This is a genomic window from Pseudoselenomonas caprae, from assembly GCF_008271345.1.
In the GTDB taxonomy this organism is placed as follows: Bacteria; Bacillota; Negativicutes; order Selenomonadales; family Selenomonadaceae; genus Selenomonas_A; species Selenomonas_A caprae.
Genome location: NZ_VTOZ01000026.1, coordinates 19,480 through 44,499 on the forward strand (window position 1 = coordinate 19,480; position 25,020 = coordinate 44,499).

Consider the following 25,020-nt stretch of genomic DNA (forward strand, 5'->3'; position numbering starts at 1 on the left):
ACGTTTTGCGATAAGCCTCTTTTGGTGTGGCAATCAAGGAGGATTTACTGCTTTCTTGTCGAAATATCTAGGACGAGAGAAAAGAAAGAGTAAAGGTAAGGAGATTTTCCATAATCATTGGGATGAATCATAGGAGGGGTTGCCATGTCTTTGAAAGGACGTTTTGTTATCATGGTCGTCGGTACGGCGGTGCTGACGACACTGCTGGTCAGTGCACTTTTTATCACGAATCTCATCAGTGAGACGGATCGGCAGGTAGAGACGTACCGCCGGACGCTGACCCAGGATGTGGAGCGTGAGCTCAAGATCGAGACGGAGTCAGCCATCACGATCATCAAGCAGATCTACGACCGCCAGCAGAAGGGCGAGCTGACGGAGGAGCAGGCGAAGAAGCAGGCGGCAGATCTTGTCCGCGACATGCGCTACGATGATGGTGCGGGCTATTTCTGGATCGACACTTATGAGGGTGTCAACGTCGTTCTGCTCGGCCGCGATACCGAGGGCAAGTCGCGCATCAATCTGACTGACCCGGAAGGGCGTCATTTCATCAAGGAAATGATCGAGAATGGCCGCAAAGATGGTGGCGGCTATACGGATCTGATGTTTGCAAAACCGAATGAGACGACGCCGCTGCCGAAGCGCAACTACACGGCGACGTTCGCACCATATCAGTGGGTTGTCGGTACGGGTGTCTGGATCGACTACATTGATGCGAAGGTAGCTGATGCACGGGCCGAAGCTGATGCGACGTTCTGGTCGAGCATCATGAAGCTGGGCGGCATCATTGTCATCCTGCTGGCCGCTTTTGTGGGCCTGGGCCTTTATGCTGCCGGGACCGTGGTCGGCCCGATCCATCTGGTCACGAGCCGGCTGGGCGTGCTGGCGACTGGTGATTTCCGCAAGGATGAATCCCTCACGGAAGTCATGCATCGCAGCGATGAGATTGGTGAGATGAGCCAGGCGCTGCAGAAACTCCAGCAGCAGGTCCATGACATGATGCGTCAGGTGGCAGAGTCCAGCAAGCAGGTAGCCTCTTCGTCGCAGCAGCTGACGAACAGCTCCGAGCAGTCGGCTGAGGTCAGCGGGCAGGTAGCTGACTCGATCGTCAATGTGGCTGGCTCGTGCAGTGAGCAGTTCACGGAGGTTGAGAATGCCAGTGAGCATATCAACCATCTGTCGATGAATATGGAGAAATTCGAGAAGGCTCTCGATCATGCCGGTACCGTTGTCGGTTCCGCAAAATCGCAGGCTGATGCCGGGGAGCAGAAGGTAGCCAGTGCGGTGCAGCAGATGGAGCTCATCGAGCAGTCGGTCAGTGAATCGGCCAAGGTCATCGAGGAACTCGGTCACGAGTCGGATAAGATCGGCACGATTGTCGATGCGATTTCGGAGATCGCTGAGCAGACGAACCTGCTGGCCCTCAATGCCGCTATCGAGGCGGCGCGTGCTGGTGAGCATGGCCGTGGCTTTGCTGTCGTTGCGGATGAGGTACGTAAGCTCGCTGAGCAGTCGAGTGAGTCAGCTCGTGAGATTGCTGGCATCATCGGTTCCATCCAGTCGAAGTCGCGCAGTGCCGTATCAGTCATGCAGGATGGTGTCAGCCAGGTACAGAATGGCGTTGGCGCTGTCAACGGCGCGGGAACCACTTTCAAGGAAATCGCTGAAATGGTCGAGAAAGTTGTCGGCGAGACCAAGGAGATGGAGCGCATTGTCGTGACGCTTTCAGAGAGCACCAATACGATTTCCGGTGCAATCAGCAAGATCAGTGAGATGAGCCGCAGTGTTGCTAGCGAGGCCGAGACAGTATCGGCAGCAACGGAGGAGCAGACGGCGACGATGAATGAGATCGCCAGCTCGAGCCGCCAGCTTACTGAGATGGCACAATCTATGGAGGCAGCGGTCGAGAAATTCAAGATTTGAGGCAATAAAAAACTCTGTTTGCGGAGATTCGTCGCAAACAGAGTTTTTTTATCAGCCCAACAGGACGTCACGATTGTCGAGGATGGCCTTGCCAGCGGTGCAGGCCGGGCAGAAGCAGGTGTCGCCGCCTTGGGCCTTGACCTCATGTGCCTGTGCCAGCATGGCTGTGGCCTGTTCTTCGCCGAAAAGTTTCTTGGCTTCATTGGAAGCGAAGAACGGGATGACATCATCGATGCTGCAGACATCGGCTTCAAGCTCAGCCAGCAGTCTTTCGGCGGCAGCCTGCTCACCGGCCTGATCGACAGCGGCGAGGTAGGCTTCGGCGGCTTCCTTGAGTCCGCTGTAGCAGCTCGGAGCTGCGATGACAGCGCGCACCTCCTGGAGGAGTTCTTCTTTTGTCATAGCATAAACCATCCTTTCTGTCTGTGTTCAGATACTATGTCTATCAGGTCCAACATATCATTTCCCCGTTGACTTGTCAAATACTGTAAGTATGCTTGTTTACACTATTACATTATTTTTTCTGAAATGTGTTGACGAATGCAAAGAAAAGGTATATTATACAATATAAATTAAACATATCTGATAAGTATATTTTAGGGGGCGGATGGATGGCCGGGAGAAAATTGTGTGTGGGAGAAGTTCCTGCTGGCGTCATGGCTGAGATCCTCAAGATTTTGCAGCTCATCAGCTACGGTGAAGTGGTTTTGGTCGCGCAGGATGGAATTTTGGTCCAGGTGGAGTGGAAGGAAAAACTGCGGATCGAAAGTTTTGGCTGCCAGCGGGACGAGCAGGTATGGAGTGAAAAACAACGCCAGCATGTTGCCGAGCATATCCGGCAGGAATTCTGCCGTCTGCAGTATGGGCGGCTGGTCATCGTGGTGAAGCGTGGAAGCGTCGTGCAGATGGAGCGGACGGAGAAACAGCGCTTTACCGGATTGGATGGTGAGGGCATCTGAATGTTCTGCCAGGCAGCATGACAGACTTGACAAATGGCTTGAGCCGATATAGACTATTAACAATCGAAAGAAAGCATATATGATAAATATGATTAAACGGATAACCGCAGGTCATTCGAAAACGAAAGCCTATGGAGCCGTACAGGAACCGCGAGGATAAGTCTGAGCGTTCTGTGCGTCCATAGGCTTTTTTCGTATATGTTTCTGATAGAGGTCATTAGTATGAAGGATGAGGAGTGTTTGAAATGAAGGCGAAAAAATGGTTTGGACTTGCGGCAGGTTTGGTATTGGCCATGGGGGCGCTGACGGGGTGCGGCGGCAATGCAGCGGCAGACAGCGGCAGCGCTGGCAAGGAGTTCCTCAATGTCTCCTATGACCCGACCCGTGAGCTCTTCGCGGAGTTCAATGCGAAGTTCAAGGAGGAATGGAAAAAAGAATCCGGCGAAGACGTGACCTTCTCCCAGTCTCATGGCGGTTCGGGCAAGCAGGCCCGGTCGGTGCGCGATGGCCTCGAGGCAGATGTGGTCACGCTGGCCTTGGCCTATGACGTGGATGAGATTGCCCAGGCAGGTCTCATCGACAAGGACTGGATCAAGAAATTCCCCGATAACTCGGCACCTTATACCTCGACGATCGTCTTCCTGGTGCGCAAGGGCAACCCGAAGAACATCCACGACTGGAACGACCTGGTGCGGGACGATGTGCAGATCGTGACGCCGAATCCGAAGACGTCAGGCGGTGCCCGCTGGAACTATCTGGCAGCTTGGGAATATGCCAAGGAGCATAACAATGGCGATGAGGCCAAGATAAAGGATTTCCTCAAGGTACTGTTCAGCCATGTGGTGGCACTGGATTCCGGTGCCCGCGGTGCAACGACTTCCTTCGTCCAGCGCGGGCAGGGGGATGTCTTGATTGCCTGGGAGAATGAAGCCCTGCTGTCGGTGAAGGATGCACCGGACGATTATGAGATCGTAGTGCCGTCCATCAGCATCCTGGCGGAACCGTCGGTGGCGGTAGTCGATGAAGTGGTGGAGCGCAAGGGCACGCGTAAGCTGGCCGAGGCCTACATCAACTTCCTCTACAGCAAAGAGGGCCAGGAAATCGCCGCTAAGAATTTCTACCGTCCCCGTGACAAAGAGGTGGCCGCTAAGTATGCTAAGGTATTCCTGCCCCTCAAGCTCGTGACGATCGATGAGGCTTTTGGCGGCTGGACAAAGGCCCAGAAGGAGCATTTCGCCGATGGCGGTACCTTTGACCAGATCTATGAGAAGAAATGACACGGTGAAGGAGGCAGGAAAGTGAGCAGTTTCAGCAATAAGAAAGTCATTCCGGGATATCGCTTTACCTGCGGCATCACATTCTTTTATCTCTCGCTTATCTTATTGATTCCGCTGGCCGCTTTTGTCCTGTATACCGCAGGCATGGGCTGGGAGAAATTTTTTGCAGTGGTGCTGGATTACCGCGTATTCCATGCGTATTATATCAGCCTGCTGACGGCACTGGCGGCAGCGGTGATGAATGGTGTCTTCGGGCTGCTGCTGGCCTGGGTGCTCGTCCGCTATGAGTTCTTCGGCAAGGGGCTTCTCGATGGCCTTATCGATCTGCCCTTTGCCCTGCCCACGGCGGTGGCGGGCATTGCGCTTACGACGCTCTATGCGGAAAACGGCTGGCTGGGCCAGTACCTGTATGCACTGGGGATTCCCTCGGCCTTTTCGCCGCTGGGCATTACGTTAGCGATGGTCTTTGTAGGCCTGCCCTTTGTGGCCCGCAGCGTCCAGCCGGTGCTGCGAGACCTCGACCCGCAGGTGGAGGAGGCGGCATCTTTGCTGGGGGCAGGCGATTGGCTGACCTTTCGCCGTGTAATTCTTCCTGAGCTGGTATCGCCGCTGCTCACGGGTTTTTCTTTGGCCTTTGCCCGGGGGGTCGGCGAGTACGGCAGCGTGGTTTTCATTGCGGGCAATCTTCCCTATGAGACGGAAATCGCACCGCTCCTGATCATGGCTAAGCTGGAGCAGTTCGACTATCAGGCAGCGGCGGCCATTGCGCTGGTGCTGCTGCTCTTGTCCTTTGCCATCTTATTGGTCATCAATGGGTATCAGCGCTATCGCGTGCAGAAACAGGGGGTGTGAAAGTTGGCAGTGAAACCGCATAAATTCAGTCAATGGGGGCTTATCGGACTGGCTGCTGCCTTCCTGCTGGTCATGCTGGTGCTGCCGCTGGTCCTGGTGGCCAGCGAGGCGTTGGCCAAGGGCTGGCAGGCTTATCTGGCCGCTCTCGACGAGCCCTTTGCGCGCAAGGCGCTGTATCTGACCTTAGAGGCAACGGTGGCGGCGGTGCTTGGCAATACGGTATTTGGCCTGGCTTCGGCCTGGCTGCTCACGAAATACGATTTCCGCGGCAAGGCTTTTTGGAGTTCGCTGCTGGATCTGCCTTTTGCCATTTCTCCGGTGGTGGCCGGTTTGCTGTTTGTCATCCTGTTTGGCCGCATGAGTCCCCTCTATCCCTTCCTGCGGGCTGAGCACATCGCGATCATCTTCGCGGTGCCGGGCATCATCCTCGCCACGGTGTTCGTGACCTTTCCGTTCATCACCCGGGAACTGGTGCCGGTCATGGAGGCCCAGGGGCGCAGCGAGGAGGAGGCTGCGGCGACGATGGGGGCCAGCGGCTGGACGATTTTCCGGCGGGTGACCCTGCCGAATATCAAGTGGGCGTTGCTCTATGGCGTGATACTCTGTACCGCCAGGGCCCTGGGGGAATTCGGTGCGGTGTCGGTAGTTTCGGGACATATCCGGGGCAAGACGAATACCCTGCCGCTGCATATCGAAATCCTCTATAACGAATACAATTTCACGGCGGCCTTTGCCGTGGCATCGATTCTGGTGATTCTGGCCGTCATCATCCTGATCCTGCGGAATCTGGTGGAATGGCGGGCGAAACGGGGGCTAAGAAATGGCAATTGAAGTAGAACTTAAACATATCCATAAGAATTTTGGCACGTTCAAGGCCTCAGATGACGTGAATCTGACGGTGGAAAAGGGAAAACTTATCGGCCTCTTGGGACCGTCGGGCAGTGGCAAGACCACCATCCTGCGCATGATTGCAGGCCTCGAGCATCCCGACAGCGGGGATATCTTCATTGCGGGCAAGCGGGTCAACGACCTGCCGGCGGGGAAGCGCGGCATTGGTTTTGTGTTCCAGAACTACGCGTTGTTCCGCCATATGACGGTATGGGAAAATATCGCCTTTGGGCTCAAGGTACAGAAGGTGCCGCCAAAGGAAATTGCCGCGCGGGTGGATAAGCTTGTGGAGCTTATTGGGCTTAAAGAATTTGCCACCCGTTATCCGCAGCAGCTTTCAGGGGGGCAGCGGCAGCGGGTAGCCTTTGCACGGGCCTTGGCCCCAGAGCCGGAGCTTCTGTTATTGGATGAACCTTTTGCGGCCATCGATGCGAAGGTGCGCAAGGAACTGAGACAATGGTTGCGGGCCACCATCCATCAGCTGGGCATCACCAGTATCTTTGTCACCCATGACCAGGATGAGGCGGTGGAGGTGGCCGATGACATCATCATCACGAATCACGGCCATGTGGAGCAGGCTGGTTCGCCAGCTGCCATCTATCAGCATCCCGAGACGCCCTTTGTGGCGGATTTCATCGGTGAATCGGTGCATGTTCCCGACTATACGGTGTTCAAGGGATTTACGAATGGCGCAGGCAGCCATGAGGGCATCCTGCGGCCGGAATTCCTGGAGATTGCTGCCGAGGAGGAGGAAATCCTGATGCCCCTGGCGGCGGAACAGGGCACGGTCAGGGCCACCTATTTCCGGGGCAGCAGCCTGCAAGTGGTGGTGGAGGTCAAAGGCCAGCTCTTATATGGCTGGCGCAGCCTCGAAAAGAAACCTTTGCAGGAGGGGGACCGGGCGCTGGTTTTGATTCACCGTGTCTACAGTTTCGCCGGCGGGAAGACCCAGATCATTGAAAACCGGGCGAAACAGGAAGAGTCGGTGGTTATTTGATACAGGATGTGAAAGACGAATGGAAGTTTTGGATAAGACAGCCGATGTGCTGATTGTGGGCGGCGGTGCCGCTGGCTGCTATGCGGCCATTACCTTGGCCACAGACCATCCGGAGCTCAGGGTGCTGTTGGTGGATAAGGCCGGCATCAAGCGCAGCGGCTGTCTGGCCGCCGGGGTCAATGCCCTGAATGCCTATATCACGCCGGGGCACAGTCCCGAGGATTATGCCGATTACGCGGCGAAAGACGCGGCGGGCATTGTGCGCGATGACCTGCTGCTGACGATGTCCCAGGGGCTCAACGAAGTGACCCGTCATATGGAAGAGCTGGGACTGGTCATCCTGAAGGATGAGCGGGGCCAGTATGTCTCCCGTGGGTGGCGCAATCTCAAGATAAATGGTGAAAATATCAAGCCGCTGCTGGCGATGGCGGTGCGCAAGAGCAAAAATGTAGAAGTGCTGGAACATGTAAGTGTCGTCGACTATTTGCAGGCTGATGATGGCTCGGTGACTGGCGCCTGGGGCGTCGGCGTGCGGCAGGAGAAGTTGTATTTCCTGCAGGCCAAGGCCGTCATCTGTGCCACGGGCGGTGCGGCCGGGCTCTACCGGCCCAATCATCCGGGCCGTTCCCGCCATAAGATGTGGTACAGTCCCTTCAATACCGGGGCTGGCTATGCCATGGGCCTGCGGGCTGGCGCGGAGATGACGACCTTTGAGATGCGGTTCATCGCCCTGCGCTGCAAGGGGACCATTGCGCCGACGGGAACATTGGCCCAGGGCGTCGGCGCGGCTCAGGTCAACGCAGCGGGGGAGCGCTATCAGCATAGATACGGCAATACGACGTCAGAGCGCCTGTATGCCGTGGTCAGCGAGAATCTGGCCGGGCGGGGCCCCTGCTATCTGGAAACCGAGGGCATCACCGAGGTGCAGCAGGCTTCGCTGGAGCGGGCCTATCTCAACATGGCACCGGCCCAGACCATGAAGTGGCGCGAGACGGGGCTAGGCCCTGCCAGCGCCAATGTGGAGGTGGAGGGCTCCGAGCCCTATGTGGTGGGCGGCCATACGGCCAGCGGCTATTGGATCGATGCGGTGCGGGCGACGACGCTGCCGGGGCTGTTCGCAGCTGGCGACGTGGCTGGCGGCTGCCCGCAGAAATATGTGACCGGTGCCTTTGTGGAGGGAAAGATTGCCGCGGAAAGTGCCGCCGCCTATGCGGAAGGGCAGGGGCAGCCAGCCCTTCCCCCGGCGGTCCGCCAGAGGATTTTGGACCGGGTCACGGCACTGCTGAAGCCACCAGCAGCTAGTCCGCTGTTTACGGCGGCGGGGCTTGAGGAGGCCATGCAGCAGGTCATGGATGAGTATGCAGGGGGGATTACCACTGGCTATCGCTATACGGAAAGGCAGCTGGACCTGGCGGCCAAACATATCGGGCGGCTGACAAGGCTCAGTGAGGACTTGCGGGCGGCGGATGGCTATGAGCTGGTGCAGCTCTTTGAACTGCAGGAGCGGCTGCTCATCTGCCGCGTGCTCATCGAGCATCTGAAGGCCCGCCGGGAGACGCGCTGGCACTCCTTTGCCGAGAATCTTGACTATCCGGGCAAAGATCCGGCGCTGGAAAAATATGTCAATTCGCGGCTGGAGGAGGGAAAGGTGAAAATCATCTATCGGGATCTGGTCAAGCGGGGGGAACGGTATGAGCATCAGCATTGAACCGGAAAAGTGCGTGGGCTGCGGCCGCTGCACGGAGGTCTGTCCGGGAAATCTATTGGAAGTGACGGCGGGGAAAGCCGCCATCCGCGAGGTGCGGGACTGCTGGGGCTGCACGGCCTGCGTCAAGGAGTGCCCGCGGGATGCGATTTTCTACTATCTGAGCGCTGATCTTGGCGGTGCCGGCGGCCGGCTTTATGCCCATGATTCGGCGGCGTCGCTTACCTGGCAGCTAAGACTTCCTGATGGCAGCGAGCAGGAAATCATCGTAGCAAAAAATAAAGCAAATGCGTATTGAGGTTAGGAGACGATAACAATGGCAATGGATCATTTGGATCAACTGGAGGCGGAGAGTATCTACATCCTCCGGGAGGCGTATAAGAAACTGGGCAAGCTGGGCATGCTCTGGTCAATCGGCAAGGACTCGACGGTGCTGCTGTGGCTGGCCAAGAAAGCCTTTTACGGCCATGTACCCTTTCCCTTCATCCATGTGGATACGAAACACAAGATTCCCGAGATGATTGCCTACCGCGACCGCGTCGCCAAGGAACTCGGCCTTGACCTCATCGTCCATACGAATTGGGAGGCCATACATGCGGGCATCGGTCCCGACAAGGGGCGCCTGGCCTGCTGCAAGGCCCTCAAGACCGAAGGCCTCCGTCAGGTGGTGAAGCAGCACGGCTTTGACGGTCTTATCGTCGGGGTGCGCCGCGATGAGGAGGGCTCCCGCTCCAAGGAGCGGGTTTTCTCCGAGCGTACCCAGGATGATGGCTGGGATTACACCAACCAGCCGCCGGAGCTCTGGAATCAGTTCAAGACGGATTTCCCCAAGGGCAACCACATCCGCGTGCATCCGATTCTTGCTTGGAGTGAGCTGGATATCTGGGAATACATCCGCCGGGAGAATATTCCCATCATCGACCTGTATTTTGCCAAGAACGGCAAGCGTTACCGCAGCCTGGGCTGTGCCTGCTGCACGGGACAGATTGAGTCGGAGGCTGATACCCTTGACAAGATCATTGAAGAATTGAAACATACGAAGACTGGCGAGCGTGCCGGGCGCAAGCAGGACCAGGAAGATGCTTATGCGATGCAGAAACTGCGTAAAGAGGGGTATATGTAATGGATGAGAAATTGAAACAAGAAGGTCTGCATATCGTGGTGGTCGGTCATGTGGATCATGGCAAATCGACGGTCATCGGCCGTCTGCTCTACGATACGGATTCCCTGCCCCAGGGCGCAGTGGACAAGGTCAAGCGCATCGCCAGGGAAACGGGCAAGCCCTTTGAGTATGCCTATCTCCTCGATGCCTTTGAGGAAGAGCAGAAACAGGGCATCACGATTGATACGACCCAGATCCAGTTTGCGACGAAGAAACGGGAGTATGTCATCATCGATGCCCCGGGGCATAAGGAGTTCCTCAAGAATATGATTTCGGGGGCAGCCAATGCCAATGCGGCTCTCTTGATTGTTGATGCCAAACAGGGGGTGCAGGAGCAGTCCAAGCGCCATGGCTATATGCTGTCCCTGCTGGGTATCGAGAAGGTCTATGTGGTTGTCAACAAGATGGATTTGGTGGACTACTCCGAGGAAGTATTCCACAAGGTTGCTGACGATATGAAGGAGTTCCTGGAACCGCTGGGGGTAAAGCCCCTGCGCTATTTGCCGGTATCGGGTTATCAGGGCGACAACATCGCTACTAAGTCGGTCAATATGCCCTGGTATGATGGCCCGGTGCTGCTGGATTCTCTCGATTTGCTCGAGGCCAGCAAAGAAATTCTCGACAAGGACCTGCGCCTGCCCATACAGGATGTGTTCAAATTCGACGACCGCCGCATCATTGCCGGACGCATCGAGGCCGGCAAGCTCGCCGTGGGCGATGAGATCGCCATCTACCCATCGGGGCGCCGCACGGTCATCCAGTCCATTGCCTACTGGCAGGAGCGGGACAAGAAGGAGCGCGCCTTGGCCGGGGAATCCACGGGCATCATCGTCCGGGATGAGTTCTTCAACCAGCGCGGTGAGATCATCACGACGCCTGGGGCCAAGGCCCCCCACGTGTCCAACCGCCTGCGGGCCTCGATATTCTGGATGGGGCGCAATCCTCTGCGCAAGGGCAGTACCTACAAGCTCAAGCTGGCGACCCAGGAGGTGGAGGCCGAGGTGGCTGACATCGTCAAGACCATCGATGCGGCCAATCTCGACAGCCGCGAGGGAGCCAAGGAACTGCGGCTGAACGATGTGGCAGAAGTCATCCTGAGCCTCAAGGAGGTCATTGCCTTTGATGTGTTCCAGGAGCATCAGGCAACGGGCCGGTTCGTGTTGGTGGATGGCTATGATGTGGCCGGCGGCGGTATCGTCGTCGCCGCCGAAAAGGCCGACGAGGGGGCAGGCTTCGCCTTTGTGAACGGCGGCATCCGCGCCCGGGGCGATGTCTTCGATGAATTCTACTACGATATCGAAAGCTACAACGTCACGAAGGTAGCCGCAGCCGTCAAGAAACCATATCAGGTGGGGGATGAGATTCCCCGCCGGGGCATCAGCTACGAGTATCCGGCCGATTTTGACATCCTTATCCTGCGCGACCAGGTAGCGGTTTCGGTGCGGCAGGGCAGGATCGAATCTATCCTGCCGCTGGCGGACTATGAGTATTCGGGTCGGCCACTGATCAATGGCCGCGGCTTTGGCATCAAGGTCTATAAGGCCAAGGAGCTGAAGGAAATGCTGTCGGTCTATCGGGAATTGGCCTCGAGCCACGTGGAACCTCGCGTAAAAGCTGCGTTTGCTAACCGTTATTTCTTCCTGAACCAATACCGCCGCTTGCAGTTCTATTTTGACTACGTCATCTGAGTAATTTGCAATTTTGCGTAAGCTGACGTATAATAGTCAAAGACAATTGCACAGCAAGGGGAGCTTGCCGATGGGAACATCACAGCAGGCTGAGAGGGAGGTTACGACTCCGACCCATAACCTGATTTGGATAATGCCAACGTAGGGATGAGCGGTGAATGATACGTGTAAACCGAAGGGAACTTGCCAATCAGGCAGGTTCCCTTTTTCGTGCAGGTTTTACAGGAGGATGCAGATGGTCAGGATAAATGGTGAGGATAAAGCGGCAGCAGGCAAAAGCCTCTGTGATTACCTCCAGGAGGCGGGCTATGACAGCCGGGCGATTGCCGTGGAATACAATGAAGTCATCCTGCCGAAGGCGGACTATGAAACGACGGTGCTGCAAGACGGCGATGTGGTGGAGATTGTCTGCTTTATGGGTGGTGGCTGAGTTGTTATCGGTTCGGAAATCGCTTGGAGAGGAGTAATGACAGATGGAAAAACAGGAAGATTGTTTGGTGATTGGCGGGCATAGGTTCCACTCCCGCTTCATCCTGGGCTCGGGCAAATACTCGCTGCAGCTCATTGAGGCTGCCGTGCGGGATGCCGGGGCGGAAATCGTGACACTGGCCGTGCGCCGGGCCAATACGAAGGAGCAGGAAAACATCCTTGACTATATCCCAAAAGGCGTGACCCTTTTGCCCAATACCTCGGGGGCGCGCAACGCCGATGAGGCCGTGCGCATCGCGCGTCTGGCCCGGGAGCTTGGCTGCGGGGACTTTGTCAAGATTGAGATCATGCGGGATTCGAAGTACCTGCTGCCTGACAATGGGGAGACCATCAAGGCGACGGAACGGCTAGCCAAAGAAGGCTTTGTGGTCATGCCCTATATGTATCCGGACCTCAATGTGGCCCGGGACCTGGTGGAGGCAGGGGCGGCGGCCGTCATGCCGCTGGCGGCGCCAATCGGTTCCAATAAGGGGCTGGCCACGAAAGAGTTCATCCAGATCCTCATCGATGAGATCGACTTGCCAATCATCGTCGATGCCGGCATCGGCAAGCCCTCCGAGGCCTGTGCAGCCATGGAGATGGGGGCGGCCGCTATCATGGCCAATACGGCGCTGGCCACGGCAGGCAATCTGCCGCTGATGGCCGCAGCCTTCAAGGACGCCATCGCCGCTGGCCGCAAGGCCTATCTGGCGGGCCTGGGCCGCGTGCTGACCCGCGGGGCTGCTGCCTCGGACCCCCTTACTGGCTTTTTGCACGACTGAGGAGGCGCAGCATGGAAAATCAGTTTTTTGTCGACTCGGAAAAACTAAGCGAAGGGGCACTGGCCAAGAAGCATCAGCTGGAACAAGATCCAGCCAGCCGTAAGGACCCGCTGGAATACTTCCCCGATATGGAACAGATCGATTCGCCAGTAAGGGCGCGGGTCATCGCGGCGATGGAGGCCTACGATTACGCTTCCTATACGGCCGCCGATGTGCGGCGGGCGCTCAATCATGACAGCTGCACGGTGGAGGATTTCAAGGCCTTGCTGTCGCCAGCGGCGCAGCCCTTCCTCGAGGAGATGGCCGCGCGGGCACGGCTGGAAACAAGCCGTCATTTCGGCAACACGGTCTATCTGTTCACGCCGCTCTACATCGCCAACTACTGTGAGAATTACTGCGTCTACTGCGGCTTCAACTGCTACAATGACATCAAGCGCTTGCAGCTCGATGCAGGGCAGATCGAGCATGAGATGCAGGTCATCGCTTCATCGGGTATGGAGGAAATCCTGCTGCTCACTGGGGAGAGCAAGACCAAATCCAATGTTTCCTATATCGGTGAGGCCTGCAAGCTGGCGCGCAAGTATTTCAAGAACGTGGGATTGGAAATCTATCCCGTCAACACCGAGGGTTACAGATACCTCCACGAATGCGGGGCCGATTATGTCACGGTGTTTCAGGAGACCTATGACCTCAAGAAATATGAGACGCTGCATCTTCTGGGCCATAAGCGCGTCTGGCCTTACCGCTTTGAGGCCCAGGAACGCGCCTTGCGCGGCGGCATGCGCGGCGTCGGTTTTTCGGCGCTTTTGGGACTGTCGGATTTCCGCAAGGATGCACTGGCTACGGCACTGCATGTCTATTATCTGCAGCGCAAGTATCCCCAGGCGGAGTTTTCCCTTTCCTGTCCGCGCCTGCGGCCCATCATCAACAACGATAAGATCAATCCCCTGGATGTTGGCGAGCGGCAGCTTTGCCAGATCCTTTGCGCCTATCGCATCTTCCTGCCCTTTGCCGGCATAACGGTCTCCTCCCGGGAGAGTGCCGCCTTCCGCAACGGCATTGCCAAGATCTGCGCGACGAAGATTTCCGCGGGGGTGTCCACGGGCATTGGGGACCATGAGGAAAAATATACGGGCAAGGATGAGGCGCGCACCGGCGATGAGCAGTTTGAAATCTGCGATACCCGCAGTCTTGAGGCCATGTATGCCGATATGGCCGCCGAGGGATTGCAGCCGGTGCTCAATGACTATCTCTATGTGTAGGGAAAAAAATGACAAGTCAATCTTTGACAAGTCAGGATTTGACCGGTCAACCATTGACTTGTCAAAAGTCATCGCCATTACGGACCGTAAGTTATGTACCGAGGATTTTTATGCGCGGCTGGCGCGGATTGCCGCCCAGGGCCCTAGGGCCATCGTCCTGCGGGAAAAGGATTTGGCTGCGGTCGAGTATGAACAGCTGGCTCGTGACGTCATGGGAATTGGCCGGCAGTACGGCGTGCCAGTAATCCTGCATGGCCAGGTGGAGGTGGCTGCAAGGCTGCGGGCGGACGGCCTGCACCTGCCACTTCCCAAGCTACGGCAGTTCTCCGCTAAGGTGCGGTCAGCATGGCAAGTACTTGGCACCTCCTGCCATTCCCTGGATGAGGTGGAGGAGGCCCAGCGCCTTGGCTGCTCCTATCTGGTGGCGGGGCATATCTATGAAACAGACTGCAAGCAGGGCCTTCCGGGACGGGGCTTGGATTTCTTGCAGGCGGCCTGCCAGGCGTCAGCACTCCCGGTCTATGCCATCGGCGGCATCACGCCGGCAAGGCTGGCGGCGGTGCTGGCCGCCGGGGCAGCTGGTGCCTGTGTGATGAGCGGATTGATGCAGGGTGAGACCTGGCTTTACAAAAAATAAAAAATAGTTGACATTTCGTAGGCGTTGTTGTAAGATATCACTATCGATTTGTAAAACATATCGGTTTAATATGATTGAACGGTATCACCGTAGGTCATTCGATAAACGGAAGCCTATGGGAAACGCTCAGGGCATGGAATACCACTGTGGAATCTTTTCACGAGGTGTATTTATGGATAACTTGGCGTTTCTCATAGGCTTTTTCTAGTACGTGGAGGTAGAGAAAATGAAACTGACGGTCAATGGCGAAGCTCTGGAAATCGAGAAATCCATCAATGTAAGAGAACTGCTGGTGGTGGCAAAGGCCGACCAGCCGGAATATGTAACGGTGCAGCTGAATGGGGAATTCGTGGATCATTCGGGTTTTGACAATACCTTTGTGGGAGATGGCGATACGGTGGAATTCCTGTACTTCATGGGAGGCGGTGCAAGATGAGTGTCAGCTTGACGAATGAACAGATTGAGCGCTATTCCCGCCATATCATCCTGCAGCAGGTGGGCGGCAAGGGCCAGGAAAAACTGCTGGGGGGCAAGGTGCTGGTCATCGGCACTGGCGGCCTTGGTGCCCCGGCGGCCATGTATCTGGCTGCCGCCGGCGTTGGCCAGATTGGCCTGGTGGATTTCGATGTGGTTGACCTTTCCAATCTGCAGCGCCAGATCATCCATCAGACGAAGGATGTGGGCAAGCCGAAGATCCAGTCGGGCAAGGAGACCATTGCCGCGATGAATCCCGATGTAACGGTCCATACCTATAATGAACTGGTGACGTCGGCCAACATCCGCGACATCATCCGGGACCAGGATTACGATTTCATCATCGATGGTACGGATAATTTCCCGGCGAAGTTCCTGATCAACGATGCCTGCGTCATGGAACAGAAGGCTTACTCCCATGCAGGCATCATCCGGTTCCAGGGACAGCTCATGACTTATGTGCCGGGACAGGGGCCCTGCTATCGCTGCGTATTCCCGGCGATGCCGCCGAAGGACGCGGTACCCACCTGCCGCCAGGCAGGCGTGCTCGGCGTCATGGGCGGTATCATCGGCACCTTGCAGGCAACGGAGGCCCTCAAGTATATCCTCGGTGTCGGCGATTTGCTCAGTGGCTATTTGCTGACCTATGATGCGCTGACCATGACCTTCCGCAAGGTCAAGATTCCCCACAATCATGATTGTGCCGTCTGCGGTGACCATCCGACCATCACGGAGCTCGTCGACTATGAGCAGCCGGCCTGCGACCTGCGCAACCATTAAGGAGGGATTCAGATGCCGGTTGAATTGAAATTGACAGACTATCTGGAAATGGTGCGCCATGCCCGTGCCACAGCTCCCATTGAGGACTGCGGCCTGCTGGGAGGCCGGATCGAAGACGGTGTCAAAAAGGTGGAGAAGGTCTTTTATCTGACGAATACCGACCAGAGCGAGGAGCATTTTTCCCTGGATCCCAAGGAGCAGTTTGCGGCGGTCAAGGAGCTGCGGGCGCAGGGCCTCGTGCTCCTGGGCAATTGGCACAGCCATCCAGCCAGTCCCTCCCGCCCTAGTGAGGAGGACAAGCGGCTGGCCTTCGATACCCAGGCAAGCTATTTTATTTTATCCCTAAATGGCGGTGAGCCGGTGCTCAACAGTTTCCAGGTCAGCCGCGATAAAGTGGTGACGAAGGAAGATTTGCGGATTCGCTGATGATATGTGTGATATTTAGGAGGAATTACGATGGCAGTTGATTATAAAGAGCTCAAAAAGGGCGGCTTCATGCGGCAGAGACAGAAGGATCGTTTTTCCATGCGCCTCAAGTCCGTGGGCGGTCACTTTACGGCGGCCCAGCTGGCCACCGTGCAGCAGGTGGCGGAGAAGTTCGGTCAGGGCTATGTGCATCTGACGAGCCGGCAGGGCATCGAAATCCCCTTCATCAACGTGCAGGATATTGATGACGTCAAGAAAGCCCTGAAAGCAGGCGGCGTGGAGGTAGGCGTCTGCGGCCCGCGCGTGCGCACGATTACGGCCTGCCAGGGAGCGGCTGTCTGCCCCTCCGGTCTCATCGATACGGTCAAGCTGGCCAATGAATTTGATAAGCGCTATGGCGGCCGCGAGCTGCCCCATAAATTTAAGTTCGGTTTCACGGGTTGCCACAACAACTGCTTGAAAACCGAGGAAAACGATATGGGCATCAAGGGCGGCGTGCGTCCTGAGTGGAAATCGGATGCTTGTATTTACTGTGGTGTTTGTGGGGCTGTGTGTCCCGAGAAAGCCATCGAAGTGGATAAGGGGGGTAAGAAATTGACGCTGGCTTTAGAGAAATGCGTTTACTGCGGCAAGTGCATCAAGAGCTGCCCCACCGATGCCTGGACGGGCGAGAATGGCTTTGTCGTTTCGTTTGGCGGGCTCTATGGCAACCGCATTGCCGTCGGCCGTCATTTCCTGCCGATTATTTTTGATGAAGAGAAACTCTACGAGATTGTCGATGTCGCCTTGAAATTCTTTGAGGACAACGCGAAGCCCAGCGAGCGGTTTGCCAATTGCCTGGACCGCGTGGGTTGGGAGAAGTTTGAGCAGGCAGTGGAGGAAGTATTATGAGTGAAGCATGGAAGATTGATGATACGATTGACATCACCGATGTCGTTTGTCCGATTACGTTCGTGAAGGTCAAGATGGCCCTCGAAGATTTGGACGATGGGCAGATCCTGGGCGTTCATCTCAATGAAGGCGAGCCCATCCAGAACGTGCCGCGCAGCCTGAAAGATGAAGGGCATAAGGTCCTGTCGGTCAGCCAGGCCGCCGATGGCACCTATGACCTCGTCGTGCAAAAAGGTGGGCGGGAGTTATGAGATTCACGACCCGGCTGTTGCACGATTCTTTTGGCCCCGATAAGGCCACAGGAGCGGTGACGCAGCCCCTTTACCAGAGTACGGCCTTTTATCAGGAAACGGCCGAAGATATGGAAAAGATCTTTGCCGGGCGTAAGCCCGGTTTTGTCTACACCCGGGTGGGCAATCCGACCATTGCCAGCTTTGAGATGCGCATCCGCTCCCTGGAGGGCGGTGTCGGCGCTGTGGCCTGTGCTTCGGGTATGGCGGCGGTTTCCCAGGCAGTACTCAATGTCGTTTCTCAAGGGGATGAGATTGTGGCCTCGGGGGGCCTTTATGGCGGCACCAGTTCGATTTTCCGGGATCTTTCCGAATTTGGCATTCGGGTGCACTATGCCAAGGGGGATGCGCCGGCTGATTTTGCGGAGCTTATCACGGAGCGTACGCGGCTCATCTACGCGGAGACCATCGGCAATCCAAAACTCAATGTGGTGGATATTGAGGCACTGGCAAAGCTGGCGCACAGCTATGATATTCCGCTGTTTGTGGACAACACCGTCACGACACCCTATCTTTGCCGGCCGCTCGCGTTAGGCGCCGATGTCGTAATCCATTCGACATCGAAAGCGCTGAATGGCAATGGCAATTCCGTGGGGGGCATCGTCATCAGCAGCGGCCGTTTCAAGTGGGACCCGGCGCGGTTTCCGAAGTTCCGCCAGTTCCAGTTCGGCCCCATGAGTTTTAGCGTGCGGCTGCGCATGCGCATGGTCACCGACTATGGCGGCTGTATGGCGCCGTTTAATGCCTATCTGACGGGCATCGGGCTTGATACGTTGGCCTTGCGCCTGGATCGGGCCTGTACGAATGCGCGGGAACTGGCCAGGTTTTTGCAGGCCCAGGGGCTTACGGTCAATTATCCGGGCCTTGCTGACAGTCCCTGGCATGAGACGGCGGCCAAGCAGTTTGGCAAACATTTCGGCACGCTTTTGACCGTGCGGCTCGGCACCAAGGAAAAAGCGTACCGGTTCATCAACGCGCTGAACTATGCGCTCAATGTCTCAAATATCGGCGATGCGCGCACGCTCGTCATCCATCCGGCCTCGACCATTTTTGTCCGCTCCAGTGCGGAGGAAAAGGAATATGCCGGCGTGACCGATGACCTCGTGCGCATAAGCGTTGGCCTTGAGGATGTTGAGGATTTGCTGGAAGATTTTGGGCAGGCGCTGGCAAAGGCCGATGAGATGTGAAGAAGATTTTGCGAGGAGTGAGGTTATGCAGGACATTATTTCTCCTGAAATTCATGCGTACACGCAGCGTATCCTGTCGGATTACGATGCGAACCGTCCGATTGACAAGTTGGATGTATTCAATCAGCCCGATACGAAGGTCATCCATGAGCTGATTGAAGAACTGGTGCGGATAGCCTATCCGGGGTTCAGCAAAGATGAAAACTATCGGATTTACGATATCCGCAATAATCTTTCGCTGGTGGTAGAGGATATAGCCTTCCGGCTCAACAAGCAGATTGCGATAGCCTTGCGCTATGGGCAGCGGCCGGATGATGAGACCCTTGTGGCCACGCGGGGTGAGGCGCAGAAGATTACGTTGGCGTTTCTAGACCGCATTCCCGAAATCCGCGCGTATCTAGCGACGGATGTGGAGGCTGTATTCGATGGCGACCCTGCGGCTGAGAGTGCCGATGAAATCATCTTTGCTTATCCAGGGCTTTATGCCACGACCGTTTATCGGTTTGCGCATGTGCTCTACGAACTCAAGGTGCCTGTCATCCCGCGCATCATGACGGAACTTGCGCATAGCAAGACGGGCATCGATATCAGCCCTGGGGCCAAGATCGGCAGGTATTTCATGATTGATCACGGCACGGGGATTGTCATTGGCGAGACGACGACAATCGGCGAGCATGTCAAGGTTTATCAGGGCGTCACGCTTGGCGCCCTGTCGACATCTGGCGGCCGCAAATTGTTCAACCAGAAGCGGCATCCAACTATCGAAGATCATGTGACAATTTATTCGGGGGCCTCGATATTGGGCGGTGATACGGTCATCGGCCAGGGGGCTGTCATTGGCGGCAATGTGTTTTTGACGAAGTCGATTGCCCCGGGGACAAAGGTCAGTGTAAAGAATCAGGAACTTCGCTATGACAAAGGCAAACGCCAGGTTCAGGAAGTTGAGGAGGATGTGGATTCAGCATGGTTTTATGTGATTTAAAGAAAAACATATATGACATATTGACAGACTATGATATAGATGATATATTATGTGGCAAAAGAGCTGACTACAGACATTAGAGGCGCTTCGATCCGATGGGATTGAAGCGCCTCTTTTTTATATCAGAGATTACAGGGAGTGATGATATGGCAGTGACGGTTTTGATTCCCACGACGTTGCGTGGTTTTGCGCAGCAGCATTCAGAGGTCGAGGTTCCGGCAGGGACGGCAGCTGAGGTGCTGGCGGCAGTGGCCGAAAAATATCCCGATATCCGTGAGGCAGTATTTGCTGATGACGGAACGCTGCGCGAGTTTGTGCATGTTTTTGTCGGCGACCGCAGTATTCAGGAATTGCAGGGCTTTGCCACTCCAGTACCCGATGGTGCGGAAGTGATGCTGATTCCAACGATTGCCGGTGGCAGCGGCGTACATGCGCCGTTGATACCAGAGAACCGTGAGAAACTCTCTAACGATGAGATTTCGCGCTACAGCCGTCATCTGCTCCTGAAGGAAGTCGGTGTGGCCGGACAGCGCCGGCTCAAGGCGGCCAAGGTACTGATTGTAGGACTTGGCGGGCTTGGCGCACCGCTGGCACAGTATCTGGCGGCAGCAGGGGTCGGCACGCTGGGATTGGTCGATTTTGACGAGGTTGAGCTATCCAACTTGCAGCGCCAGGTCATCCATCGGACGCGGGATATCGGGCGTCCCAAGGTGGCATCAGCCAAAGAGGCCATACGCGGCATCAACCCGCAGGTCAAGGTCAACACCTATGATTATCCGCTTACGGCGGATAACGCGCTCGATATTCTCGGCGAATACGACATCATCGCCGATGCCACCGATAATTATCCGGCGCGCTATTTAATCAATGACGCCTGCGTGCTGCTGGGCAAGCCGGATGTATTTGCCGCCATGTTCCAGTTTGAGGGACAGGTTACGGTCTTCTATGGCAAAGAGGGGCCATGCTATCGCTGTGTATACCCTTCGCCACCGCCGCCGGGGCTGGTCCCCTCCTGCTCGCAGGGAGGCGTCATGGGCGTCTTGCCGGGAATCCTCGGCACGATTCAGGCCGGCGAGGTCATCAAGCTGATTGTCGGTGGCGGCAGGCCCTTGATTGGCAGGATGCTCGTGATTGATGCTTGGAACATGAAATTCCGTGAGCTCAAGCTGCCGCATAATCCCGATTGCCCGATTTCGGGGACGCATCCTTCCATCCACGAGCTTGAGACTTATGATTATCAGGATTTCTGCGGCCTGAAAAAGCAGGAAGAAGAACCAGTCGAGGCCATAGCAGCCAAGGAGCTGAAACAGCGGCTGGATGCAGGCGAACAAATAACGCTTGTCGATGTGCGGGAACCGCATGAGCGCGCCATTATCAAATTCCCCAAGGCCAAAGTAATTCCCATTGGGCAGTTGGCTAGGCGGCAGGATGAACTCGATCCGTCACGAGTTACGGTCTTTATCTGTAAAGAGGGCAAGCGCAGCATTCTTGCCATCCGGACGCTGCGGGAGGCGGGCTATCATGGCCTGATGTTCAATCTCAAAGACGGTATCAATAGCTGGGCACGCGATGTCGATGCATCCATGCCACAGTATTGACATATATTCTATTTTATCCATCCATTTTACTGAAAGAGGGTAGTTCTATGGCAAAAGAAGAAGCAAAGATCAATGCACTGGGACAGGAGGCCGCGTATAATCTTGCGGATGTGACCAAGACGCGTCCGCAGTTCCGTTCCGTAACGCCACGCTGGCTCACGAAGGTCCTGGAGTTCAAGGGGCTGGAGTCTGGTATTTACCGCGTGAATAAGGTAGTCGAAGGCGATACCCCGCTCGATGTGCTCTGCAGTGCGGAGAAGAAATCGGATATCGTCCCGCAGGGGTATGTGGAGTATGAGACGAAGCCGCGCGAGTACCGCCTGAATTCCATTTCGACCATCATCAATGTCAATACGGCGATTCAGGATGTTTACAGCTCGCCGTATGACCAGGCCCGCGAGCAGCTCAATCTGGCTATCGAGAGCCTGCGTGAGCGTCAGGAGAGCCAGCTCATCAACAACGATGACTATGGCCTGCTGAAGAATATCGCGGACAGCCAGCGCATCCAGCCGCGTACGGGAGCACCGACGCCGGATGACCTCGATGAACTGATTACCAAGGTCTGGAAAGAACCATCGTTCTTCCTTGCCCATCCGCGTGCTATCGCTGCGTTCGAGCGCGAATGCACGAAGCGCGGCGTACCGCCGGTCACGACGAATATCGCTGGCGGCACCTTCATCGTATGGCGCGGCATCCCCATCATCCCGACCAACAAGCTGCTGGTTGATGGCAAGAAAGAGCCAAAAGGGCAGGGCGGCAAGACGAACATCCTGCTGGTCCGCACGGGCGAGGCAAAACGCGGCGTCATCGGCCTGTTCCAGTCCGGCCTGCAGAATGAACAGTCCCGTGGCTTGTCCGTCCGTTATCGTGGTATCGATGATAAAGGCGTTGCCTCCTACCTTCTGTCCCTGTACTGCTCGGCAGCTATCCTGGCTGATGATGCCATCGCAGTGCTCGAAGATGTTGAAGTAGGTGAGTACTATGACTATTGAGCCATTCGTACCGGCAGGGCTGCCGTCTCCGGCGGAGATTGCAGGCTGGGCTGGCGCGTACTTTCCTGAGTTTTCTGCCCGTGAGGCAGAACAGTGCGAACAGGGGCTGGCGGATCTTGTCCATACCAGCGATACCCGTGTCATAGGGCGGGCGGCTGCCAAAGCCTCAGCCTATGCAGCTAAGGCTGGCATCCATGAAGATGCGTGGGCAAGCCTGGCGCAGGAGTTTGGCGGGCAGGCAGCAGGGGCCGATGGCGTGGCACCTGCTGATGCGGCTGGTTTTCGCCCGGCTGTAGTATCCGTGCGCGAAGCAGAGTCCGGAATTTTGCCCGCCCAGGCAGGAAGAGTGGCCGCTGGGCAAGGGGGCTCTCCTAAAGCCAATGATTCCATTATCGTGGGCACGAAGTCGCTAGCCGATATCCGCCGCGATTTTCCCGTGCTGGCTGAGAAGGTAAACGGTCATGACCTTGTCTGGCTGGACAATGGCGCGACAACGCAGCGTCCGCAGGCCGTCATCGATCGTTTAGTTTACTTCTATCAGCATGAGAACTCCAATGTGCACCGCGGCGCCCATGAACTGGCAGCCCGTTCGACTGACGCCTATGAAGGCTCACGTCAGACGGTGGCTGATTTCATCCATGCGCCATCAAAGGACAATATCGTCTTTGTGCGGGGGACGACCGAGGGCATCAACCTGGTGGCACAGGCCTATGTCAAACAGTACCTGCAGCCCGGGGATGAAATCATCGTGTCACTGCTCGAGCACCATGCTAACATCGTACCCTGGCAGCTCATTGCGCAGGAAACGGGCGCTGTCATCAAGGTCATACCTGTCGATGACAAGGGCAATCTGCTCGTGGCAGAGTATGAACGGTTATTTACCAAGCGTACGAAATTCGTTTCGGTGACGCATGTTTCTAATACATTGGGTACGGTTACTCCGGTGGCTGAGCTTACTGCCATTGCACATCGCCACGGTGTCCGCATCCTGATCGATGGTGCGCAGAGCATTGCCCATATCCCTGTAGACATCCAGGCCATCGATGCCGATTTCTTCGTTTTTTCCGGCCATAAGGTCTTTGCCCCTACGGGTATTGGTGTGGTCTATGGCAAACAGGAAGTCCTCGAGGCGGCTAAGCCTTATCAGGGCGGCGGCAATATGATAAAGGATGTCACGTTTGAGCGTACGATCTATAATCCGGCGCCGAACAAATTCGAAGCCGGTACAGGCAGCATCGCTGATGCGGTTGGTCTTGGCGCGGCCTTGGAGTATATCCAGGCCATCGGCATGCCGGCCATCAATCAGCATGAGCATGACTTGCTGGTCTATGCCGAAAAAGAAATGGCGAAAGTCAAGGGCCTGCATCTTATCGGTCACGCAGACCATAAAGCCAGTGTGCTGTCGTTCGTGCTGGACGGCTATGACATCACGGCGGTCGGCGAGAAACTCAATCAGTTCGGCATTGCCGTGCGGGCAGGTCATCACTGCGCCCAGCCGGTACTGCGTCATTTCGGCCTGGAAGGAACAGTTCGCCCGACGCTTGCTTTCTATAATTCTCCGGAGGATATCGACGCATTGGTAAGAGCCTTGCGTTTGTTCTGAATTCGCTTTGGCACTTGTGGGTTTTGATTGACAGATGTATGCTTGTATGCTACCATGAAACAAGAATCCAATGAGTGGACAGATCAAAGGGTTCCGAATCCTGTTTTGGACAGGTTTTGGAACCTTTTTTGTATATTATATGGATATTGCCAGAAGGAGTATCAGCATGAAGGACTATATTTCAACGGAGATACATGATATTACGAAAGATATATTGGCGGATTATGACAAGAAACGCCATATCGATAAACTCGACGTATTCAACCAGCCGGACACGAAGGTCATCTATGAGCTGATCCAGGAACTCGTGCGCGTGGCCTATCCGGGATTTACGAAGGACAAGAGCTACCGCATCTACGATATCCGCAACAACCTGTCGATGGTCATCGAGGATATCGCCTTCCGTCTCAACAAGCAGATTGCTATCGCCCTGCGTTATGGGGAGCATCCCGACGAGGAAAAGCTGGAGGAAACACGCGTTGAAGCCCAGAAGATCACGCTGGCCTTCTTGCGCCGCATCCCTGAAATCCGCGAGTACCTGGCAACCGATGTCGAGGCGGTCTTTGACGGCGATCCCGCCGCCGAGAGTGCCGACGAAATCATCTTTGCCTATCCGGGACTCTACGCGATCACGATTTTCCGCTTTGCCCATGTGCTCTATGAGCTTGGCGTCCCGGTAATCCCGCGCATCATGACGGAGCTTGCCCATAGCAAGACGGGTATCGACATCAACCCCGGTGCGACGATTGGCAAGTACTTCATGATTGACCATGGCACAGGCATCGTTATCGGCGAGACGACCGAGATTGGTGAGCACGTCAAGGTATATCAGGGCGTGACCTTGGGCGCGTTGTCGACTTCTGGCGGCCGCAAGCTGTTCAACAAGAAACGCCATCCGACCATCGAGGATCATGTGACAATCTACTCGGGAGCATCAATCCTTGGCGGTGAGACGGTCATTGGTAAGGGCGCAGTCATCGGCGGTAATGTCTTCCTGACAAAGTCCATTGCGCCTGGCACCAAGGTCAGCGTCAAGAATCAGGAACTGCGCTACAACCAAGGAAAACGCGAAGTGCAGGAAATCGAGGCGTATCCAGATGCCGCTTGGTTTTATGTAATATGAGGAACGGTTTGAATCCGCTGGCTCAGTAGAGAGCTAGCGGATTTTTTCGTTGAATTGCAGTTTGTAAATTACCGTGT

26 protein-coding genes are annotated in these 25,020 nt (G+C 56.0%); 25 read left to right on the forward strand and 1 reads right to left on the reverse strand.

From position 1 onward, the window contains the following. The first annotated feature begins 144 nt into the window (after positions 1-144). A complete protein-coding gene (locus tag FZ041_RS11255) occupies positions 145-1,920 on the forward strand; it encodes a methyl-accepting chemotaxis protein (protein WP_075444135.1) in 1,776 nt (591 codons plus the stop codon). Between the two features lie 51 nt (positions 1,921-1,971). On the opposite strand, the gene FZ041_RS11260 is transcribed toward FZ041_RS11255, so the two are convergent. Further along, positions 1,972-2,322 (reverse strand): heat-shock protein Hsp90, encoded by a 351-nt coding sequence (locus FZ041_RS11260; protein WP_149189629.1) that lies wholly within the window; start codon positions 2,320-2,322, stop codon positions 1,972-1,974. 209 nt (positions 2,323-2,531) lie between these two features. Here FZ041_RS11260 and FZ041_RS14590 point away from each other — a divergent pair, with 209 nt between their 5' ends. The 24 genes from FZ041_RS14590 to FZ041_RS11380 all read left to right on the forward strand — a co-directional run bounded on the left by FZ041_RS14590 (position 2,532) and on the right by FZ041_RS11380 (position 24,943). Beyond that, positions 2,532-2,879, forward strand: coding sequence for a YezD family protein (locus FZ041_RS14590; RefSeq protein WP_222931161.1), 348 nt, complete (start codon positions 2,532-2,534; stop codon positions 2,877-2,879). A gap of 245 nt (positions 2,880-3,124) precedes the next feature. Beyond that, positions 3,125-4,156 (forward strand): sulfate ABC transporter substrate-binding protein, encoded by a 1,032-nt coding sequence (locus FZ041_RS11270; protein ID WP_149189630.1) that lies wholly within the window; start codon positions 3,125-3,127, stop codon positions 4,154-4,156. A 21-nt stretch (positions 4,157-4,177) separates the two neighbouring features. Beyond that, the gene (cysT, locus tag FZ041_RS11275) at positions 4,178-5,008 is read left to right on the forward strand and encodes a sulfate ABC transporter permease subunit CysT (RefSeq protein WP_149189631.1); all 831 of its coding nucleotides are present in this window, start codon (positions 4,178-4,180) and stop codon (positions 5,006-5,008) included. 9 nt (positions 5,009-5,017) lie between these two features. Continuing rightward, positions 5,018-5,839, forward strand: a complete 822-nt coding sequence (cysW, locus tag FZ041_RS11280) for a sulfate ABC transporter permease subunit CysW (protein ID WP_143102226.1) — start codon at positions 5,018-5,020, stop codon at positions 5,837-5,839. After that, a complete protein-coding gene (locus FZ041_RS11285; RefSeq protein WP_197018703.1) occupies positions 5,829-6,893 on the forward strand; it encodes a sulfate/molybdate ABC transporter ATP-binding protein in 1,065 nt (354 codons plus the stop codon). Before cysW ends, FZ041_RS11285 begins: the two co-directional genes overlap by 11 nt. Before the next feature lie 19 nt (positions 6,894-6,912). Continuing rightward, the gene (locus tag FZ041_RS11290; RefSeq protein WP_149189632.1) at positions 6,913-8,601 is read left to right on the forward strand and encodes an adenylyl-sulfate reductase subunit alpha; all 1,689 of its coding nucleotides are present in this window, start codon (positions 6,913-6,915) and stop codon (positions 8,599-8,601) included. Beyond that, positions 8,585-8,896 carry a ferredoxin family protein gene (locus tag FZ041_RS11295; RefSeq protein ID WP_033170729.1) on the forward strand — a complete coding sequence of 104 codons (312 nt, stop codon included), beginning with the start codon at positions 8,585-8,587 and terminating at the stop codon, positions 8,894-8,896. The genes FZ041_RS11290 and FZ041_RS11295 overlap by 17 nt, the downstream gene beginning before the upstream one ends. Before the next feature lie 18 nt (positions 8,897-8,914). Next, entirely contained in the window at positions 8,915-9,721 is an 807-nt protein-coding gene (gene cysD / locus FZ041_RS11300; RefSeq protein ID WP_231473887.1) for a sulfate adenylyltransferase subunit CysD, read from the forward strand. Beyond that, positions 9,721-11,448: a sulfate adenylyltransferase subunit 1 gene (locus tag FZ041_RS11305; protein ID WP_149189633.1), complete on the forward strand. Its 1,728-nt coding sequence runs from the start codon at positions 9,721-9,723 to the stop codon at positions 11,446-11,448. Before cysD ends, FZ041_RS11305 begins: the two co-directional genes overlap by 1 nt. 235 nt (positions 11,449-11,683) lie before the next feature. Next, the gene (gene thiS / locus FZ041_RS11310) at positions 11,684-11,878 is read left to right on the forward strand and encodes a sulfur carrier protein ThiS (protein ID WP_033170731.1); all 195 of its coding nucleotides are present in this window, start codon (positions 11,684-11,686) and stop codon (positions 11,876-11,878) included. Positions 11,879-11,921: 43 nt separating this feature from the next. Continuing rightward, entirely contained in the window at positions 11,922-12,698 is a 777-nt protein-coding gene (locus FZ041_RS11315) for a thiazole synthase (protein WP_149189634.1), read from the forward strand. An 11-nt stretch (positions 12,699-12,709) separates the two neighbouring features. Then, positions 12,710-13,960, forward strand: coding sequence for a 2-iminoacetate synthase ThiH (gene thiH / locus FZ041_RS11320; RefSeq protein ID WP_149189635.1), 1,251 nt, complete (start codon positions 12,710-12,712; stop codon positions 13,958-13,960). After that, positions 13,953-14,597 (forward strand): thiamine phosphate synthase, encoded by a 645-nt coding sequence (locus FZ041_RS11325; RefSeq protein WP_149189636.1) that lies wholly within the window; start codon positions 13,953-13,955, stop codon positions 14,595-14,597. Before thiH ends, FZ041_RS11325 begins: the two co-directional genes overlap by 8 nt. A 226-nt stretch (positions 14,598-14,823) precedes the next feature. After that, positions 14,824-15,033, forward strand: coding sequence for a sulfur carrier protein ThiS (gene thiS / locus FZ041_RS11330; RefSeq protein ID WP_033170735.1), 210 nt, complete (start codon positions 14,824-14,826; stop codon positions 15,031-15,033). After that, positions 15,030-15,851: a HesA/MoeB/ThiF family protein gene (locus FZ041_RS11335; protein WP_149189637.1), complete on the forward strand. Its 822-nt coding sequence runs from the start codon at positions 15,030-15,032 to the stop codon at positions 15,849-15,851. The genes thiS (FZ041_RS11330) and FZ041_RS11335 overlap by 4 nt, the downstream gene beginning before the upstream one ends. A 12-nt stretch (positions 15,852-15,863) precedes the next feature. Further along, positions 15,864-16,277 (forward strand): M67 family metallopeptidase, encoded by a 414-nt coding sequence (locus FZ041_RS11340; RefSeq protein ID WP_149189638.1) that lies wholly within the window; start codon positions 15,864-15,866, stop codon positions 16,275-16,277. Between the two features lie 30 nt (positions 16,278-16,307). Then, entirely contained in the window at positions 16,308-17,168 is an 861-nt protein-coding gene (locus tag FZ041_RS11345; RefSeq protein WP_149189639.1) for a 4Fe-4S binding protein, read from the forward strand. Continuing rightward, on the forward strand, positions 17,165-17,419 hold the full coding sequence (locus tag FZ041_RS11350; protein WP_033170738.1) for a sulfurtransferase TusA family protein: 255 nt from the start codon (positions 17,165-17,167) through the stop codon (positions 17,417-17,419). Before FZ041_RS11345 ends, FZ041_RS11350 begins: the two co-directional genes overlap by 4 nt. Further along, on the forward strand, positions 17,416-18,645 hold the full coding sequence (locus FZ041_RS11355) for an O-acetylhomoserine aminocarboxypropyltransferase/cysteine synthase family protein (RefSeq protein WP_149189640.1): 1,230 nt from the start codon (positions 17,416-17,418) through the stop codon (positions 18,643-18,645). The genes FZ041_RS11350 and FZ041_RS11355 overlap by 4 nt, the downstream gene beginning before the upstream one ends. Before the next feature lie 25 nt (positions 18,646-18,670). Next, positions 18,671-19,627 (forward strand): serine O-acetyltransferase, encoded by a 957-nt coding sequence (locus tag FZ041_RS11360; protein ID WP_149189641.1) that lies wholly within the window; start codon positions 18,671-18,673, stop codon positions 19,625-19,627. Positions 19,628-19,773: 146 nt separating this feature from the next. Next, a complete protein-coding gene (gene moeB / locus FZ041_RS11365; RefSeq protein WP_149189642.1) occupies positions 19,774-21,225 on the forward strand; it encodes a molybdopterin-synthase adenylyltransferase MoeB in 1,452 nt (483 codons plus the stop codon). Between the two features lie 47 nt (positions 21,226-21,272). Beyond that, on the forward strand, positions 21,273-22,217 hold the full coding sequence (locus FZ041_RS11370) for a family 2A encapsulin nanocompartment shell protein (RefSeq protein ID WP_075430109.1): 945 nt from the start codon (positions 21,273-21,275) through the stop codon (positions 22,215-22,217). Beyond that, on the forward strand, positions 22,207-23,820 hold the full coding sequence (locus FZ041_RS11375) for a cysteine desulfurase (protein WP_149189643.1): 1,614 nt from the start codon (positions 22,207-22,209) through the stop codon (positions 23,818-23,820). Before FZ041_RS11370 ends, FZ041_RS11375 begins: the two co-directional genes overlap by 11 nt. 166 nt (positions 23,821-23,986) lie before the next feature. Further along, complete coding sequence (locus FZ041_RS11380) at positions 23,987-24,943, forward strand: serine O-acetyltransferase (protein WP_149189644.1); 957 nt, start codon at positions 23,987-23,989, stop codon at positions 24,941-24,943. Positions 24,944-25,020: the final 77 nt, after the last annotated feature.